Here is a 16,902-nt window from a genome sequence, read left to right as displayed (position 1 = left end):
AGTAAAAACGGCCACTTAGCTCACACGAGCGGTGGCCGTTTTTCGTTGCCTGTAATTCAGGTAGCAAATAGGTAGCAGCTGGCGACATCGCGCCGAGCCAACCTTCAGCCCTCCCTGAAACTGCCGTCCGCCCCGTCCGGTTTGTCCGGTTTGCCCACCAGCTCGCCCGCGCCCTGAGCGGCAACCAGGTTCTCACCAATCTGGCGTGGCCTTCCCTCCCCAAGTTTGATGAGATAGGCGTTAGTCACCTCGGTCGCACCAGGCGACCGGCTCATCGAACACAGGGAACCGCTGTACATGATCCTCACCCTCAACCAGTTGGAGCGGCACCTCTTCAAGGCGGCCGACATCCTGCGCGGGCGCATGGACGCCTCGGAGTTCAAGGAGTACATCTTCGGCATGCTGTTCCTGAAGCGCTGCTCGGACGTCTTCGAGCAGCGCCAGGAGGAAGTCCACGAGCAGCTGAGGCAGGCCGGGAAGAGCGAGGTGGACATCGCCCAGGTCATCGAGATGCCGAGCTGGTACAAGGCCACCTTCTACGTGCCGGAACAGGCGCGCTGGCCCTACCTGCTGAAGGAGGCCCACCAGGGTGTCGGCAATGCCCTGAACAAGGCGCTGGCCGGCCTGGAAGAGCACAACCCCAGCCTCGCCGGGGTGCTCGAGCACATCGACTTCACCCGCAAGGTGGGCTCCACCACCCTGCCGGACAAGAAGCTGCGCGACCTGATCGTCCACTTCAGCGAGTACCGCCTGCGCAACGAGGACTTCGAGTTCCCCGACCTGCTGGGCGCCGCCTACGAGTACCTGATCCGCGACTTCGCCGACTCCGCCGGCAAGAAGGGCGGCGAGTTCTACACCCCGCGCCCGGTGGTCCGCATGATGGTGCGACTGATGAACCCGCAGGAGGGGCACAGCGTCTATGACCCCTGCATGGGCTCGGGCGGTATGCTGATTCTCGGCAAGGAGTACCTGGAGGAACAGGGCGGCGACCCGCGCCGGCTCAACCTCTTCGGCCAGGAGGCCTCCGGCTCGGTGTGGGCCATCGCCAAGATGAACATGCTGCTGCACGGGGTGAGCAGCGCCGACCTTCGCAACGACGACACCCTCACCGACCCGCAGCATGTCGAGGGCGGCGAGCTGGTGCGCTTCGACCGTATCCTCACCAACCCGCCTTTCTCCATCGGCTTCACCCCGAGCCAGCAGTTCCCGGAGCGCTTCCACTACGGCAGCGTACCGGAGGGCGCCAAGAAGGCCGACCTGATGTTCCTGCAGCACATGGTCGCCTGCCTCAAGTCCGACGGCATGCTGGCGACCGTCATGCCCCACGGCGTGCTGTTCCGCGGCGGCGACGAGAAGCGCATTCGCGCCGGGATGCTCGAGGACGATCTGGTGGAAGCGGTGATCGGCCTGGCCCCCAACCTCTTCTACGGCACCGGCATCCCGGCCAGCATCCTGATCCTGCGTGCCAAGGGCGCCAAGCCCGCCGAACGCAGGGGCCGGGTACTGTTCATCAACGCCGACCGCGAATACGACGAGGGCCGTGCGCAGAACCACCTGCTGCCGGAGCATATCGAGAAGATCGCCAGCACCTTCGAGGCCTTCGCCGAGGTGCCCGGCTTCGCGCGTGCCGTGCCGCTCGAGGAGCTGCGCGATAACGACTACAACCTCAACATCCGCCGCTACGCCGACAACACCCCGCCGCCGGAGCCCCAGGACGTGCGCGCCCATCTCAAGGGCGGCGTGCCGGTGGCCGAGATCGACGCCAAGCGAGCGCTGTTTGACGCCCAAGGCCTCGATCCCATGACGCTGTTCACTCCTCGGGCAGACGATCCCGAGTACGTGGACTTCGCCGAGCGGCTGAGCGAGAAGCGCGACCTCAAGCCCGCCATCGAGGCCGACGCCGGCCTGACGGGCAAGGAAGCCCGTGTGATCGCCGCCTTCGAGGCCTGGTGGGCCGAGCACGGCAGCAGCATCACCACGCTCTCAGGCAACGGCGCTCGCCTCACCCAGTTGCGCGACGAGCTGCTGGGCAGCTTCACCGCGGCCCTCGAACCGCTGGCTATGCTCGACCGCTTCGCAGTGCGCGGCATCATCGCGGGCTTCTGGTTCGACAACAAGAACGAGTTCCGCACCCTCCAGGCTCGCGGCTGCCTGGGTGTGGTGGACGCCTGGCGCACCTCGATCAATAGCCTGCTGGAAGACGAGCAGAGCAAGGCCAACCCGCTGGATCACCGCCTGGTGCACTTCCTGCTCGAGGACTACGTGGCCGAGCTGGAGGAACTCGCCGCCCGCAAGGCCGAGTTGGACGCCCGCATCAAGGCCGCCGAGGCCAAGCCGGAAGGCGATGACGGTGACGAGGCCCCTGAACTTGATAGAGAGGGGAGCGACGGCGAGGATGATGACGCCCCGACGCCGGAGCAGATCAAGGCCTGGAAGAGCCAGCGCACTCAGGTGCGCAAGGCCCACAAGGCCAAGGTCGGCAATTTCGAGCAGCGCCTGAACGCCGCCGTGGACGCCCTCGATGAGCCCGCCGCCGCCGAGCTGGTGGGCAACATCCTGCACAACGATCTCAAGAGCATTCTCGAGCGTTATATCCGCCAGCAGCGCCAGCAGGTGATCGCCGCCTTCGAGACCTGGTGGGACAAGTATCGAGTGACGCTGGCCGACATCGAGGCCGAGCGGGATGCCGCTGCTAGGGAACTGCAGCAGTATCTGGAGGGGCTGGGATATGTCTGAGTGGAAAACACTCCAACTTGGTGATCACGCCGAGGTCCTTTCTGGCTTCCCTTTCCCATCAGAAGGCTTCTCACAGGAAGAAGGGGTACCCCTCATCAGGATCAGGGACCTCCTTGCCGGCGAGCTTGGAACCTACTTTATCGGCCCTTACCCCGAGGAGTTTGTCATTAATGATAGTGACATCCTTATAGGGATGGATGGCGATTTCAACATCGTTCGCTGGGCCAAAGGGAAAGCACTCCTTAATCAGCGCGTATGCAAGGTTTTTACGTCCACCGACGAATTAGATGATGGGTACCTCTTCTGGCTCCTTGATCCCGAGCTTCAGGATATTCACCAGAAAACTCCCCAAACGACCGTCAAGCACTTATCAGTCAGGGATCTGGCCCAGCTTCGCCTTGAAGTCCCTCCGGTGAATGAGCAGCGGCTTATCGCCCGCATCCTCGACACCCTCGACACCCAGATCCAGAAGACCGAGGCGCTGATCGCCAAGCTGGAGAAGGTCAAGGAGGGCATGCTCCACGACCTGCTGACCCGCGGCATCGACGAGAACGGCCAGCTTCGCCCCAGCCCCGAGCAGGCGCCGGAGCTCTACAAGGAGTCTCCACTGGGGTTGATTCCGAGGGAGTGGGTTTGCAGAGAGATTGCATCGATTGCCAGCACATACGCTGGCGGAACTCCTTCCCGCAATGCCCCCGGTTTTTTTGGCGGCGAAATTCTTTGGATCAAATCGACTGAAGTGAATCAAGAGTCAATATCCTCTACCGAGGAAAGGATTACGGAGCAGGGGTTACGGAAAAGTTCGGCAAAGTGGGTTCCCGCAGGAACGCCCTTGATCGCCATGTACGGTGCAACAGCTGGGATGGTCTCTTGGCTAACAATTCGCGCAACAACAAATCAAGCCGTTTTATCAGTCGCGCCCAATGAGGAACAGTGTGGGCGCTGGGTTTACTGGGCTCTTACCTGGTCTTCACCACGGCTTATCGCCTCAGTGCAGGGGTCCGGGCAGCCAAATCTGAGCAAAGGCACCATAGATGCATTGACCATGTCGGTGCCTAAGCAATCTGAGCAAGTCGCGATTGCAAATATATTAGACCAACACATGACTCGCCTTTCCGATGAGAAAAAGCACCTGATGAAAATTAAAGCTCAGAAAACTGGCCTTATGGACGGTCTCCTGACCGGCCGCGTCCGCGTCACTCCGCTTCTCGAAAAAGACCAGGCCACGACTCCGGCATAGACCGGGGCTCTTACAACAACATCACAACACCAGGATCACATCGCAAAGGGAACTGCCATGACCACCTTCGACAGCACCAAGCGCTCGCTGCCCGAGCTGCTCAAGGACATCACCACCGGGAAGATCCAGCTCCCCGACTTCCAACGCGGCTGGGTGTGGGACGACGATCACGTGAAGAGCCTGCTGGTCAGCATCGCCCGCTCCTTCCCCGTGGGTGCGGTGATGCTGATGGAAACCGGCGGCGAGGTGCGTTTCCAGACCCGCCCAGTGGAGGGGATCGACCCCAACACCGTCACCAAGGACCCGGACCACCTGATCCTCGACGGCCAGCAGCGCCTCACCAGCCTGACCCAGGCGGTGGGCCTGACCACGCCGGTGAACACTCGCACCGCCAAGGGCAAGAAGATCCGGCGCCACTACTACTTCGACATCCGCATGGCGCTGGAAGGCGAGGACCGCCTGGAGGACGCCGTGGTGGCCGTGGACGAGAACCGCCAGACCCACAAGAACTTCGGCCGCGAGGTGGAACTGGATCTCTCCACCCGCCAGCTGGAGTGCGAGCAGCTGTTGTTCCCCTGCGACAAGATCCTCGATGCCTCGGATTGGCTGCAGGACCTGTTCCGCTTTAACCAGGAGGCCATGGGGGATTTCCTGGAGTTCCAGAAGAAGATCCTCGGCGCCTTCTCCGCCTACCAGCTGCCGGTGATCGAGCTGAAGAAGGAGACCTCCAAGGAAGCGGTCTGCCTGGTGTTCGAGAAGGTCAATACCGGCGGCGTGCAGCTCTCGGTGTTCGAGCTGATCACCGCCAGCTATGCCGCCGAGGGCTACAACCTGCGCGACGACTGGTTCGGTTCCGACATCCGCAAGGTGCCCTCGCGCAAGGCCCGCCTCGAGAATCACGAGCTGCTGGCGGATGTCGAGAGCACCGACCTGCTCCAGGCCATCACCCTGCTGCATACCCATGAGCGCAAGCATCAGGACCTACTGGACGGCAAGACCGGCAAGCAGGTGCGCCCGGTCAGCGCCAAGCGCGCCTCGGTGCTCGACCTGCCCCTGGAGGCCTACAAGCGCTGGGCCGATGCCGTGGAGAAGGGCTTCGTCGAGGCGGCCTACTTCCTGAAGGGGGAGTGTTTCTACAGCCGCCGCGAGCTGCCCTATGCCACCCAGCTGGTGCCGCTGGCCGCGGTGATGACACTCCTGGGCGATCGCTGGCGCGAGCCGCGCATCCACGCCAAGCTCTCGCGCTGGTTCTGGAGCGGCGTGCTGGGCGAGCTCTACGGCGGCGCCGTGGAAACCCGTATCGCCCTGGACCTGGAAGAGCTGATGCAGTGGTTCGAGGACGACGACGAGCTACCGCGCACCGTGATCGACGCCTCCTTCGATCCCTCACGCCTCGAGACCCTGCGCAGCCGTAACAGCGCCGCCTACAAGGGCATCAACGTGCTGATCCTGCGCGAGGGAGCCAGGGACTTCTTCTGGAAGGGCGACATCCAGGCGCTCGACCAGCAGGGCGTCGCGCTGGATATTCACCACATCTTCCCGCGTGCCTGGTGCGAGGCTCAGGGCCTCTCCTATCGCGTCTACGACGCCATCATCAACAAGACGCCGATCTCTGCCCGCACCAACCGCATGATCGGCGGGGATGCGCCGTCCGAGTACCTGGCTCGCCTGCAGGATCACCAGCAGGTCCAGCTCGACGACGAGGCGATGGACGCCATCCTCGAAGGCCACCGGATTCCGACCGAGGCCCTGCGCGCCGACGATTTCCATGTCTTCTATCAGCAGCGCAAGAGCCGCCTGCTCGAGATCATCGAGAAGGCCATGGGCAAGAAGCCGCTGGAGGGTTCCGATGAGGAGGGGGAAGACTAAGCCATGGCCACCGACCTCTCCCGTAGCCTGAATGCCCGCAAGGGCCTGATCTTTCGCATCACGCATCGCGATAATCTGCCGTGGCTGCTGACAAACGGGCTCTACTGTCGGTCGGCCGAGGAGCAGGATCCGGGATTCATCACGATAGGCAATCGCGAGCTGATAGGACGGCGAGCGACTCGAGAGGTCCCCATGCCGCCTGGCGGCACGCTCAGCGATTACATTCCTTTCTACTTCACGCCCGCCTCTCCGATGCTGCTCAACATCGTGACAGGGCGTGGCGTGCCTATCCAAAGCAAGCAGGACATCCTCGTGCTGGTCTGCTCACTGCCACGTATGCAGGAATTGGGACTGCCCTTTGTCTTCACCGACCGGCACGCCTATATGCCCCTGGCCCGCTTTAGCAACCGACTGCAGGATCTCGCGGAGTTCGTCCCTTGGCAGCTGTTGCAGGCGCAGGACTTCAGTCGAGATCCAGAAGACCCAGAGAAGACTGAGCGCTACCAGGCCGAGGCCCTCGTACATCACCATCTGCCGGCCTCGGCACTGCTTGGCATTGGCACGTATACTGATGAGGTCCGAGCCGCTGTAGAAGCACAGGTAGCGGCACACCAGCTTCCGCTGAAGGTGGTGACACGACCCAAATGGTTCTTCCGATGATTGAATACACCCGTGGCAACCTGATCGAGGCCGACGTTGAGGCGCTGGTCAACACCGTCAACACCGTGGGCGTAATGGGCAAGGGCATCGCCTTGATGTTCAAGGAGTCCTTCCCCGAGAACTTCGCGGCCTATGCGGCCGCCTGTAAGCACCAGGAAGTGGCCACCGGGCGCATGTTCGTCACCGAGAGGGAGGCTCTGCTGGGCCCGCGCTGGATCATCAACTTCCCTACCAAGCAGCACTGGCGCGCCAGAACGCGCATGGAGTGGATCGAGTCCGGTCTTGAGGACCTCAAGCGGGTGATCCGTGAACAGGGCATTCGCTCCATCGCCCTGCCACCTCTGGGCTGCGGCAACGGGGGGCTCGACTGGGACCGGGTGCGCCCGCGCATCGAGGCCACCCTGGGCGAACTGGATAATGTCCGAGTGCTGGTCTTTGAGCCCACAGCCGAATACCAGAACGTCGCCAAGCGCTCCGGCGTCGAGAAGCTGACACCTGCACGTGCGCTGATCGCCGAGCTGGTGCGCCGCTACTGGGTGCTGGGCCTCGAGTGCTCACTGCTGGAGGTACAGAAGCTCGCCTGGCTGATGGAGCAGCGGATCGTCGCCCATGGCCTCGACAACCCCCTCAGGCTCGAATTCCAGCCACACCGATATGGCCCTTACTCCGACCGGCTACGCCATCTCCTCAATGGCATGGACGGCAGCTATCTGCATAGCGAGAAACGCATCAACGACGCCTCTCCTGAGGAAGTGGTCTGGTTCGATGAGCCGCGGCGTGACCGACTGCATGCATATCTGCGCAGTCGAGAGGCCAGGGCCTATGCCGAAGTGCTCGAGGAGGTCGATGTTCTGATCGACGGTTTCCAGTCGCCGCTAGGGATGGAGGTGCTGGCAACCCTGGACTGGCTGATTAGCCGGGAGGGCGTCGAGCCGTCCGTCGAGGCCGTCAAGGAAGGGCTTCGGCATTGGCCCGATGATGTGGCCGGCAAGCGAAAGCTGCGCCTGTTCTCGGACCGCCTGATCGCGCTGGCGCTGGAGCGCCTGACCGGTGAAGCTATTCCGCCCCTGAAACTAGCCGCCGAAAGATAGTCCCCACTGGCACAAGGAGTGACGGTTTGGCCAGCCCCGAATACACGGATGTAGAGAAGCCCTTCATCGACCAACTGATAGGTCAGGGTTGGGAATACCTGGCGGGCTCGGTGGACGATCCCGCCGTTACCCACCGCGAGAGCTTCGCCCAGGTGGTGATGGAGCCACTGCTGCGGGAGCGACTGCGACAGATCAACCTGAGCGACGGTAAGCCCTGGCTCGACGAGACGCGCCTGGACCAGGCGGTCGCGGCCATCACCCGACTGCCGGCCAGCAAGGTGCTGGAGGCCAACAAGCTCGCCACCGAGCTGCTGGTAAATGGCCTGCCCGTCGAGGGGCTCGAGGGCTGGGACGGCGGCCGTGGGCAGGTGCTGCGCTATATCGACTGGGACGAGCCCACCAACAACGTCTTCACGGTGGTCAACCAATTCAAGGTGAAGTGCCCGCCCGGGCACGACTCGGCCAAGGGGCACGTGATCCCGGACCTGGTGCTGTTCGTCAACGGCATCCCGCTGGTGGTGGTGGAGTGCAAGAGTCGCACCGTGCCGGAGGGGCTCAGCCAGGCGGTGGACCAGCTGCGTCGCTACCACGATCAGCGCTTCCTAGAGAACGAGGTCGAGGAACACGAAGGCGCCCCAGCCCTGTTCGCTACCAGCCAGTTCCTGGTCACCAGCAACTTCGACGAGGCGCGAGTGGGCACCATCGGCGCCCGCTTCGCCCACTACCTCAGCTGGAAGACGGTGGCGCCGATGCGCGAGGCGGAGGTGGCCATCGACCTCGGCGTGGCCGATCTCTCTGCCCAGCAGCGCCTGATCGCCGGCATGCTCACCCGGGCCAACCTGCTCGACATCGTGCGCCACTACACCCTGTTCATGAATATCGGCGGCCAGGAGATCAAGCTGGTCTGCCGTTATCAGCAGTATCGCGGCATGACCCGCGCGGTAGAGCGGCTGAGACACGGCAGGACACGACGAGAGGACGGCGAGGCCGACCAACGCGGTGGCATCGTCTGGCATACCCAGGGCAGCGGCAAGAGCCTCTCCATGGTGTTCCTGGTGCGCAAGCTGCGCACCGACCCGGCGCTGCGCCGCTTCAAGGTGGTGGTGATCACCGACCGCAAGGACCTGCAGGCCCAGCTCTCCGCCACCGCCGAGCTCACCGGCGAGAGCGTCGAGAAGGCCGGCAATACCGCCCAACTCAAGAAGCTGCTGGCACGCGATGGTCCCGGCCTGGTGTTCGGCACCATCCAGAAGTATCGCGACCCGGACGCCGAGAGCGAGAGCGAGGCAGAGCAGGAGCCGGATGATGCTGGCGCCAGCGGCGGGTTGGACAGCGGCCGTCGCGATGCCGCCGAGCCTGGTGCCTCAAGTGGCAGTGGCACACCGAAGAAACCGACCCTGAGCGAACCCTTCGAGGTGCTTAATACCAGCGAGGACATCCTGATCCTGGTGGACGAGGCCCACCGCACCCAGGCCGGCGACCTGCACGCCAACATGATGCGCGCCCTGCCCAACGCCGCACGAATCGGCTTCACCGGCACGCCGATCATCATGGGCGACAAGAAGCGCACCCATGACATCTTCGGCGAGTACATCGACCGCTACACCATCAAGGAGGCGGAGCAAGACGGCGCCACAGTGCCGATCCTCTACGAGGGACGCACCGCCAAGGGGGCGATCAAGGACGGTGCCAGCCTCGATGGCCTGTTCGAGGACCTGTTTCGCAACCACAGCAAGGAAGAGCTGGAGGCGATCAAGAAAAAGTACGCCACCAAGGGGCAGATCTTCGAGGCGCCGCAGCTGGTCCAGGAGAAGGCCCAAGACATCCTGCGCCACTACGTCACCCACATCCTCCCCAACGGCTACAAGGCACAGCTGGTGTCCTACAGTCGCCGGGCGGCCCTGCGCTACTTCAAGGCCCTCGAGCAGGCCAGGGACGAGCTGCTGGAAGAAGCCATGGCGCTCTCCCCCGAAGACAAGGCGCTGGACGATACACAGCTGTTGGAACGCCCACCGCGGATCAAGGCGGCGATCCAGGCCTGGCGCTATCGCCAGGTAGTGCGTGAGCTGGAGTTTGCCGTGGTGTTCAGCAGTGGCAACAACGACGACTCCGCCTGGGCCAGGTGGAGTGATCGTACCGCCGTCGAGAACCATATCAAGCGCTTCAAGAAGCCGCTGCCGCCGCTCTCCGGCGAAGCGCCCAAGGATCCCGCCAAGCACGACCCGCTGGCCTTTCTGATCGTTAAGAGCATGCTGCTGACCGGCTTCGATGCCCCCATCGAGGGGGTGATGTACCTGGACCGCTCACTGCGCGAGGCGGAGCTACTGCAGGCCATCGCCCGGGTCAACCGCACCGGCCATGGCAAGACTCACGGCATCGTCGTGGACTACTTCGGCGTGGCCAACCACCTCAAGGAGGCGCTGGCCGCCTACAGCGAGGAGGACATCGAGGGCGCCCTTCAGAGCCTCAAGGACGAGATCCCGCTGCTGCGCGACCGCCACCTGCGCGTGGTCGATGTGCTGCGCGCCCAGGGCGTGGACGACCTGGACGACGCCGAGGAGGCGGTGCAGGCCCTTGGTGATGAACGGGTGCGCGCCGAGTTCATGGTCAAACTCAAGGAGTTCAACCGCGGCCTGGACGATGTGCTCCCACGCCCCGAGGGGCTGGAGTTCGTCAATGACGCCAAGCGCCTCGCCTATATCCATGCCCTGGCGCGCAACCGTTACAAGGACACCCCGGAGCTCGGCCGCGATACCGGCAACAAGGTACGAAAGCTGATCGATGACTACGTGATCTCGCTCGGCATCGACCCGCGCATCCCGCCAGTACAGCTCACCGACGCCGAGTTCGATGAGCATGTCGGACGCCAGGCCGGTGACCGCGCCAAGGCCTCGGAGATGGAGCACGCGGTGCGCTCTCACGTGCGCAAGCACCTGGACGAGGACCCGGTAAAGTACGGCCGCCTGAGCGAGCGTCTGGAGGAGCTGCTCGATCAACTCGATGGCCAGTGGGCCGAGCAGGTGGAGGCGCTCAGGACGCTGATCCAGCAGCTACGCGACGGCGCCAGCGTCGATGGCGAGACGATCCCCGAGATGCCCGCCCATGCCGAGCCCTTCTGGCGAGAACTGGCCGCCAGCGCCGGCCTGGAGCCAGAGAGCATGGACCCGGCCACCGCCCAGACGCTGCTCGATGCCACCGAAGAGGTCGTGGCCACGATCCAGCCGGAGATCGCCATCCCTGACTTCTGGAAGCCTTCGCACATTCCCGATCAGGAGCGCCTCAAGCAGCACCTGTTCAGCCAGCTGATGATGGGTAACCTGGTGCCGATGGACCAGGCCGAGGCCATCGCCGAGCGGCTCTTCGAGCTGGCGCGCAGCAACCACCACAAGCTGGTGAACGCATGACACAGTTGGCCGTGGACGACCTCACCTTTGAGGTGCGCGAGAGCTCGCGCCGCAAGACGCTGGAGATCACCGTGGACCGCGACGGCGAGCTGGTGATCGCCGCGCCCACCGGCACAGATGAGCAGCTCCTGCGCGACTTCGTGACCGAGAAGCGGCTGTGGATCTACCAGAAGCTGGCGCAGAAGGCCGAGCACCGCCGACAGTTGCCGCAGAAGGAGTACGTCAACGGCGAGGGTTTCCTCTACCTGGGCCGCAGCTACCGGCTCAAGAGAGTCCTCCCGGATGCCCAGAGCGTCCCGCTCAAGCTCGTCGCCGGGCGTTTCCAGCTACGCGAAGATGCCCTACCCGATGCTCGCGAGCACTTCATCCGCTGGTACAGCGCCCGCGCCAGCGACTGGCTCACCGCCAAGGTGAAGGAGCACGCCCAGCGGTTGGGCGTAGAGCCCGCCGGTGTGACGGTGCAGGACCTCGGCTACCGATGGGGCTCCTGTGGCAAGGGCAACCGGGTCTACTTCCACTGGAAAACCATCCTGCTGCCCCGTCATATCGCCGAGTACGTGGTCGTCCACGAGCTCGTCCACCTGCACGAGCCCCACCACACCCCGGCCTTCTGGCGCCGCCTGGAGCGCGCCATGCCGGATTACGAGCAGCGCAAGGGCTGGCTCGCCCGGCACGGCATAGAGGTGGAGGGGGTATAGCCAAACGCTGAGATCAAGCCCTAGGGTAGCCAGTGGCACTCTCTGGTTCAGCGATCGATCCGAGCCAGGTAAGGCCTTGCCCTCTCCCTACCCCTTGGTAACTTAGTAAGGTGTCCATTATCTGGAGCCGAGAAGCATCCAAAATCTGCCCAATCGCTCCAATTTCTGGAGCGTTTGCTGGGCAGGATTCCGCGCACTCGAGTGACTGCTCCATTTTCTGGCCCGATAAACTCCATTTTCTGGACACGGTAGAAACCGAAATCATGACGTCCACCTTCTCGGCGGCATGTTAGTGTCGGCAACATCCATCTTACCGTCGCAGGGGTCTATCGGTTGCCAAGTGATCGCGTACAAGGCGCAGCGAGGCCCCTCACGGCCAATAACCGCATCTCTGGTCTTCATTATCAGACGGCGCTCCTGAAGCTCTTTGAGGGCCTTGGAAAGCGTGGTGTGGGACATACCTCCCCACGCCTTCATTGTCGTGAGAGTGGCAGACAGATCGCCGTTGTTCTTCCCGTTGTACTTGCAAGCCAGGGCCATTAGAACCTTGTGCGCGGAGGGAGTGAGCAAGCGGAAGTCCTCGTGCTCTGTGACCACCTTGGGCAGGGCGAGGTATCCGCCCTGCCAGTTCGACACCGACCTGTTTCTCCTTCTCGCCATAGGATCACCCCTCGCTGATGAGGCGATAGCGCTTGATTTTTTCATCAGGCTTAAAGGGGTGAGGATGTTCCTGGGTCTCGATGCCAATACCGGCACGACGAAGATCCCTCACGGCTGCTGGCGGGTGTGCAATGTTGAGCTCCCGCATTAGCTCAATGTTGCTCATAGGTCGTTCACGCAGCGCCGCTAGGACTTTTCCAGCGTGGGTGTTAGGCTCGGCATAGATAGCATTGGAAGTGGCCCGGGTCTCCACCCCGGGCTTTTTCTTGCCTGCGGTCATCTTCATGACAGCAACCTCCCTGCCACAGCCACTTCAGCGGTGCTCCCGTAATCGTCGGCATCAGCGAGCCAGTCAAGCACGTCCTTGAGACGATAGCGGATTGACCGACCGCGCTTGATGAAGCGTGGCGCCGGTTTTCCGAGGAGGGTGCCGGTACAACGGGCTTTTCGGGCAGTCGTTGGTTGGGCAGGGATCAGATGAGGGAACACCGCCGCTTCGGGCAGCTCTATGAGCCTCGGGTCGAGGCCATCACGATACTTGGCCATCGCATTGGCTAGGATGTCGCTGGGATCTTGCGTCTTGGTAGGCATAGAAGCATCTCCATGTTGCGGTTTGATGCTTCTCAGCCTGGCGAATCAGAGTGGCGCAGTAATGGTCAGTTTTCCTCAGTGTCTGACCACTGCTTAAATCCTTGTTCTTTAAACGCTTCGCGCATCATGCGAGGACGCTCAGAATAGTATGCCCGCTTCACCACTGATGACGACATACCATATTCTTTGCCAACCAGTTCAAAAAGCTGCTCACTCACAGGATATTTTCCCGGATCGTCTAGGTGCAGAGTAAACGCCTCCCACGCAACAGTTTCTCTAAGCCAACTTTTGGGATCCACCTCTTTTCTTTTTGTCAAATCAAGTCCGACATTTTCACCAAGGTATGAACACTCTTTCTCGGCCCAGCTTCTGACAACATCTCCTAGCAACTCCAAATAACAATCTTCTAACGGCCATCCCGAGCCATCCCAATCATTAATAGCTCGAAGAGCATCCATGAACTTCGAAATCACGCTACCTTTGGGGTTTGCCTCACTCAATCGGGAGTCTCGAGGATAGCTTTCTGGTCCTCTGGCTGGCCTTCGAGATATGTGAACAGCTGATTCAAGATTTGTGCAGCCATCCTTTTTTGCGTAACAGAAAGCAGCACGTGCAGCTTTATCACGGTCACTCGGCCGTGGTGGATTGAAGGCATTTTGGAGCTTGTCACTGCACATATAATTAGCTAAGCGATCCAGCACATTATCCAGATCGGATTGGATAGCCTTCAGCTCTTCATCCATGAACAACCTCCTCCTTTTCTCCGCGATGGATTGCCTTCATCGTCTTTTGGCGGTTGTCAGCAGGACCATTTAGCTTTGGCGATGAAGCCGCGAATGCCTCCACGGCGTCGCGGGTGTGATCCGGTCGTAGATGAGCATAGTGGGCTATTGTGGTCTGGATATCCGAGTGCGCCATCAGTTTTGAGACGGCCAGCAAGTCTGTGCCGGCCATAACGAGCTGAGATGCGAAGTTGTGACGCAGACTATAAAGCTGAAGATCGTCAGGCAGTCCGGATAGCTTTCGCACTTTCGCCCACGGCTTTTGCATCGACGTCTTGTCCATACGGCCGCCATTGCGAGATGAGGGGAATACCAGCCCGGTTTTTGGCTCACCTTGCTGCTGATGCCAGGTAGAAAGCACCTTCACTACGGCCGAGGAAAGAGGAAAGGTCATCGGGTCAGGATGATGGTGCGCCGTCTTCTCAATAACCTTCCGGATGGTGCCGAAGGTCAGATTGACATGCTCCCAACGTAGTCCGGTGATATCGCCCGGACGGAAGCCGGAGTAGTACATCATCAGGATCCATGGCTTCACGTGATCGACGAAGGCCACGCTGTCGAGATCGGGCAGATAGGCCTTGCCGTGGGCGCGACTGAGACGGCGCTGCTCGCGCTTCCCATCCTGGTAGGCATCGAGGCCAGCGAACAGCGCCGTCACCTCCTCGGTCTCCAGATAGCGCCGCAGAGACGCCTGGCCGGCCATCTCCTCCTCGCTCATAGCTGGCCGTTGCAGGCTGATACGCGCCAGGGGGTTGGCTGGTATCACCTTACGCTCGGCGGCATGAGCCAGCAGTGTCTTGAGTGCACCGAGGCTGCGCTTGCTGGTGCTATAGGCTTCGCCCTTGGCCTCGCGCTCACCCTGCCAACGCTCGACGTCGGCTCGTGAGATTTCACTCATCGGCGTGTCAAGCCAGCCCTCGAACGCATGGTGGATGCGCCGCAAGGTGGCGGCACCGTCCTTCTTGCGTCGCTGGGTCACGGCATAGGGGCCATCCAGGTAGGCGCGAAGGGTCTGCTGCTGTTGGCGCTCCTCTTCGGCCTTAGCCTCCTCCAACACTGCACGCGGGTCGCCACCTTGAGCGACGATGGCCAGCGCCTCGGTGGCGTCCTTGCGGGCTTGTGCAGCCGTTAAGGTGCCATAGCGGCCGAGCGTCAGGATGCGCTGCCGACCGGTCTTGGTGCGGTAGTAGAGCCGGAAGGTCAAACCGCGCTTGCTGGGCCTCACATGAAAACCAGGTAGCTCGGTGTCGAAGACGCTATCGACCGGAGGCTGCCTGGAAAGCTGCTCCAGCGCCTTGGTTGTCAGCTTCAGCTTATTGTCACCTGCCATTCCCGACCCCTTGTTCTAGGTAGCAAATAGGTAGCAAATGCAGGATAGAACGGGCACAAACTAGCAACAAGTGGCAAACAGAAAGGAATATCCAAGATATTGTTTTTATTGATATATATGACGACTATTGCTTCTGTTAGTTCCTGCTGAAATATAAGGTCAACGCCTTCGGGAGGCAGAGGTCGTAGGTTCGAATCCTGCTACTCCGACCAAGGACATCAGTAAAAACGCCCACTTAGCTCAATCGAGCGGTGGGCGTTTTTCGTTTCCCTCGGCTTGTTTCATTACCCCCACTGCCCGATCCGCAGCCCATGCTGACGAAGCTTGCGCACCACGCTGGGCTGGCTGATGCCGAGCCGCTCGGCCATTGCATAAGTGGAAGACAGCTCGCCGCATAGCTCGGCGAGGACGGCCCGCTCGGTGCGCGCCAGCATGGCCTTGAGCGATTCCCCTTCGAGCAGCGTGGCGGCGGCCCTCCCCTCGATGCTCCGGCCCGGCTCCGTCTCGGGCAGCGGCGCCGACCATTCCGCGGCCGCGCGCTCGCCACGAATGATATCTTCCCCGGCCGACAGCCAGGCCCGCTCCAGCCAGTTCTCGAGCTCCCGCACGTTGCCCGGCCAGTCCCGCCCCATCAGTTCCTGCCAGACGTCACGCCCGATCATCTTGTCACGCCCATAGCGGGCGTTGAGACGCTTCAGCTGGCGTTCGACCAGGCCGGGTATGTCCTCGCGACGCTCGCGCAGCGGCGGCAGGGTGACGGGGATCACATTGAGACGATAGTAGAGATCGAGACGGAACGCCCCCTCCTCGACCCGCCGGGCCAGATCCTGGTTGGTCGCCACCACCAGCCGGAAATCGATGCGCCTCGCCTGCGTGTCGCCCAGCCGGGTCACGCTGCCGTCCTGGATGGTCTTGAGCAGCTTGGTCTGCATCGCCAGCGGCAGCTCGCCGATCTCATCGAGGAACAGGGTCCCGCCCTCGGCCTGCTCCAGGAGACCCGCCTTGCCGCCCGGCGCGGCACCGCTGAAGGCACCATGTCGATAGCCGAACATCTCCGACTCGAACAGGCTCTCCGGAATGGCGCCGCAGTTGACGTCGATGAAGGGCCCATCGCCGCGCGCGCTCCAGCGGTGCAGCTGGCGGGCGAAGGCGGTCTTGCCGACGCCCGACTCGCCAAGCATCAGCACCGTGGCGTCGGTCGGCGCCACCCGCTGCAGCAGCAGCGCCACCTCGCGCATCACCCGGCTACGCACCTCGAGCTCGCCCAGGTCGACGTCCAGACCGGGCTCCTCGGCGCCGCCGCCACGCATGAGATGCTCGCTGAAGCGACGCTGCAGCAACGCATACTCTTCCTGGAGCATCTGCAGGTCGGTCAGGTCCATCGACCGGCTGACCACCGCCACCAGCTGGCCGCCCTGAAACACCGGATGCGCCTGCGCGATCACCCGCCGTCCGGTGCCGGTCACCTGCATCAGCTGGGCCGGCTTGCCGGTGCGGATGACCTCCAGGCTGATCGAGGGCTTCAGTACGCCTTCGGCCTCGAGCTGCTGCACGGTCGTGGCGCACAGTTCCTCACGAGACATGCCATAGACCGCCGCCGCGGCCGGGCTGACCTCGCAGACCCGCCCCTCGGTATCCACCACGAAGAAGTGATCGTGGGCGGTGTCGATGATGGTCTGCAGGATGCAGCTGTCGAGTTCGCTCATGGAAGGCCCCGTGATGCATAAATGAATCGCGCGATTCACCAATGTATCACGGCCACGGTGCCAGCGATCCAGAAATGAATCGACGCACTCTAAACCTCCAACAATATCAGCTAGTTAAAAAGTGGCACGTTTCAT

14 protein-coding genes are annotated in these 16,902 nt (G+C 62.3%); 7 read left to right on the top strand and 7 right to left on the bottom strand.

Translation table 11 applies throughout. The features are described from left to right. Positions 1 to 104: 104 nt before the first annotated feature. Complete coding sequence (locus UN84_RS04125) at positions 105 to 299, bottom strand: hypothetical protein (RefSeq protein WP_046077767.1); 195 nt, start codon at positions 297 to 299, stop codon at positions 105 to 107. Here UN84_RS04125 and UN84_RS04120 point away from each other — a divergent pair. The 7 genes from UN84_RS04120 to UN84_RS04090 are packed head-to-tail and all read left to right on the top strand — an operon-like array spanning position 298 to position 11,698. Next, positions 298 to 2,736: a type I restriction-modification system subunit M gene (locus tag UN84_RS04120; RefSeq protein WP_046077768.1), complete on the top strand. Its 2,439-nt coding sequence runs from the start codon at positions 298 to 300 to the stop codon at positions 2,734 to 2,736. The genes UN84_RS04125 and UN84_RS04120 overlap by 2 nt on opposite strands. Then, positions 2,729 to 3,976: a restriction endonuclease subunit S gene (locus UN84_RS04115; RefSeq protein ID WP_046077769.1), complete on the top strand. Its 1,248-nt coding sequence runs from the start codon at positions 2,729 to 2,731 to the stop codon at positions 3,974 to 3,976. Before UN84_RS04120 ends, UN84_RS04115 begins: the two co-directional genes overlap by 8 nt. A gap of 57 nt (positions 3,977 to 4,033) precedes the next feature. After that, positions 4,034 to 5,845 carry a GmrSD restriction endonuclease domain-containing protein gene (locus UN84_RS04110; protein WP_046077770.1) on the top strand — a complete coding sequence of 604 codons (1,812 nt, stop codon included), beginning with the start codon at positions 4,034 to 4,036 and terminating at the stop codon, positions 5,843 to 5,845. A 3-nt stretch (positions 5,846 to 5,848) separates the two neighbouring features. Next, positions 5,849 to 6,505 (top strand): type II toxin-antitoxin system toxin DNA ADP-ribosyl transferase DarT, encoded by a 657-nt coding sequence (darT, locus tag UN84_RS04105; RefSeq protein WP_046077771.1) that lies wholly within the window; start codon positions 5,849 to 5,851, stop codon positions 6,503 to 6,505. Next, the gene (gene darG, locus UN84_RS04100; RefSeq protein WP_046077772.1) at positions 6,502 to 7,596 is read left to right on the top strand and encodes a type II toxin-antitoxin system antitoxin DNA ADP-ribosyl glycohydrolase DarG; all 1,095 of its coding nucleotides are present in this window, start codon (positions 6,502 to 6,504) and stop codon (positions 7,594 to 7,596) included. Before darT ends, darG begins: the two co-directional genes overlap by 4 nt. Positions 7,597 to 7,622: 26 nt before the next feature. Next, positions 7,623 to 11,000 carry a type I restriction endonuclease subunit R gene (locus UN84_RS04095; RefSeq protein ID WP_046077773.1) on the top strand — a complete coding sequence of 1,126 codons (3,378 nt, stop codon included), beginning with the start codon at positions 7,623 to 7,625 and terminating at the stop codon, positions 10,998 to 11,000. After that, positions 10,997 to 11,698: a M48 family metallopeptidase gene (locus tag UN84_RS04090; protein ID WP_046077774.1), complete on the top strand. Its 702-nt coding sequence runs from the start codon at positions 10,997 to 10,999 to the stop codon at positions 11,696 to 11,698. The genes UN84_RS04095 and UN84_RS04090 overlap by 4 nt, the downstream gene beginning before the upstream one ends. A gap of 261 nt (positions 11,699 to 11,959) precedes the next feature. On the opposite strand, the gene UN84_RS04085 is transcribed toward UN84_RS04090, so the two are convergent. From UN84_RS04085 to UN84_RS04060, 6 genes are all read right to left on the bottom strand, one after another. Further along, positions 11,960 to 12,334 carry a MarR family transcriptional regulator gene (locus tag UN84_RS04085; protein WP_202020710.1) on the bottom strand — a complete coding sequence of 125 codons (375 nt, stop codon included), beginning with the start codon at positions 12,332 to 12,334 and terminating at the stop codon, positions 11,960 to 11,962. Between the two features lie 28 nt (positions 12,335 to 12,362). Then, the gene (locus tag UN84_RS04080) at positions 12,363 to 12,644 is read right to left on the bottom strand and encodes a helix-turn-helix domain-containing protein (RefSeq protein WP_082090791.1); all 282 of its coding nucleotides are present in this window, start codon (positions 12,642 to 12,644) and stop codon (positions 12,363 to 12,365) included. Then, positions 12,641 to 12,949, bottom strand: coding sequence for a hypothetical protein (locus UN84_RS04075; RefSeq protein ID WP_082090792.1), 309 nt, complete (start codon positions 12,947 to 12,949; stop codon positions 12,641 to 12,643). The genes UN84_RS04080 and UN84_RS04075 overlap by 4 nt, the downstream gene beginning before the upstream one ends. A gap of 65 nt (positions 12,950 to 13,014) precedes the next feature. After that, on the bottom strand, positions 13,015 to 13,692 hold the full coding sequence (locus tag UN84_RS04070) for a hypothetical protein (RefSeq protein ID WP_152662814.1): 678 nt from the start codon (positions 13,690 to 13,692) through the stop codon (positions 13,015 to 13,017). Then, on the bottom strand, positions 13,685 to 15,061 hold the full coding sequence (locus tag UN84_RS04065) for a site-specific integrase (protein WP_046077776.1): 1,377 nt from the start codon (positions 15,059 to 15,061) through the stop codon (positions 13,685 to 13,687). The genes UN84_RS04070 and UN84_RS04065 overlap by 8 nt, the downstream gene beginning before the upstream one ends. Before the next feature lie 284 nt (positions 15,062 to 15,345). Further along, entirely contained in the window at positions 15,346 to 16,767 is a 1,422-nt protein-coding gene (locus tag UN84_RS04060) for a sigma-54 interaction domain-containing protein (RefSeq protein WP_046077777.1), read from the bottom strand. Positions 16,768 to 16,902 lie beyond the last annotated feature (135 nt).

This window comes from Halomonas sp. HG01 (assembly GCF_000968715.2).
GTDB classification, from domain to species: Bacteria; Pseudomonadota; Gammaproteobacteria; order Pseudomonadales; family Halomonadaceae; genus Halomonas; species Halomonas halophila.
Note: the sequence above shows the minus strand (reverse complement) of the source record. Positions and strands in the feature narration are given on the sequence as shown.

Bases quoted from the DNA above. Each gene is read 5' to 3' on its own strand.
- UN84_RS04120 (WP_046077768.1), top strand. From the start codon at position 298: ATGATCCTCACCCTCAACCAGTTGGAGCGGCACCTCTTCAAGGCGGCC.
- UN84_RS04125 (WP_046077767.1), bottom strand. From the start codon at position 299: ATGTACAGCGGTTCCCTGTGTTCGATGAGCCGGTCGCCTGGTGCGACC.
- UN84_RS04115 (WP_046077769.1), top strand. From the start codon at position 2,729: ATGTCTGAGTGGAAAACACTCCAACTTGGTGATCACGCCGAGGTCCTT.
- UN84_RS04110 (WP_046077770.1), top strand. From the start codon at position 4,034: ATGACCACCTTCGACAGCACCAAGCGCTCGCTGCCCGAGCTGCTCAAG.
- darT (WP_046077771.1), top strand. From the start codon at position 5,849: ATGGCCACCGACCTCTCCCGTAGCCTGAATGCCCGCAAGGGCCTGATC.
- darG (WP_046077772.1), top strand. From the start codon at position 6,502: ATGATTGAATACACCCGTGGCAACCTGATCGAGGCCGACGTTGAGGCG.
- UN84_RS04090 (WP_046077774.1), top strand. From the start codon at position 10,997: ATGACACAGTTGGCCGTGGACGACCTCACCTTTGAGGTGCGCGAGAGC.
- UN84_RS04080 (WP_082090791.1), bottom strand. From the start codon at position 12,644: ATGAAGATGACCGCAGGCAAGAAAAAGCCCGGGGTGGAGACCCGGGCC.
- UN84_RS04075 (WP_082090792.1), bottom strand. From the start codon at position 12,949: ATGCCTACCAAGACGCAAGATCCCAGCGACATCCTAGCCAATGCGATG.
- UN84_RS04070 (WP_152662814.1), bottom strand. From the start codon at position 13,692: ATGGATGAAGAGCTGAAGGCTATCCAATCCGATCTGGATAATGTGCTG.
- UN84_RS04065 (WP_046077776.1), bottom strand. From the start codon at position 15,061: ATGGCAGGTGACAATAAGCTGAAGCTGACAACCAAGGCGCTGGAGCAG.
- UN84_RS04060 (WP_046077777.1), bottom strand. From the start codon at position 16,767: ATGAGCGAACTCGACAGCTGCATCCTGCAGACCATCATCGACACCGCC.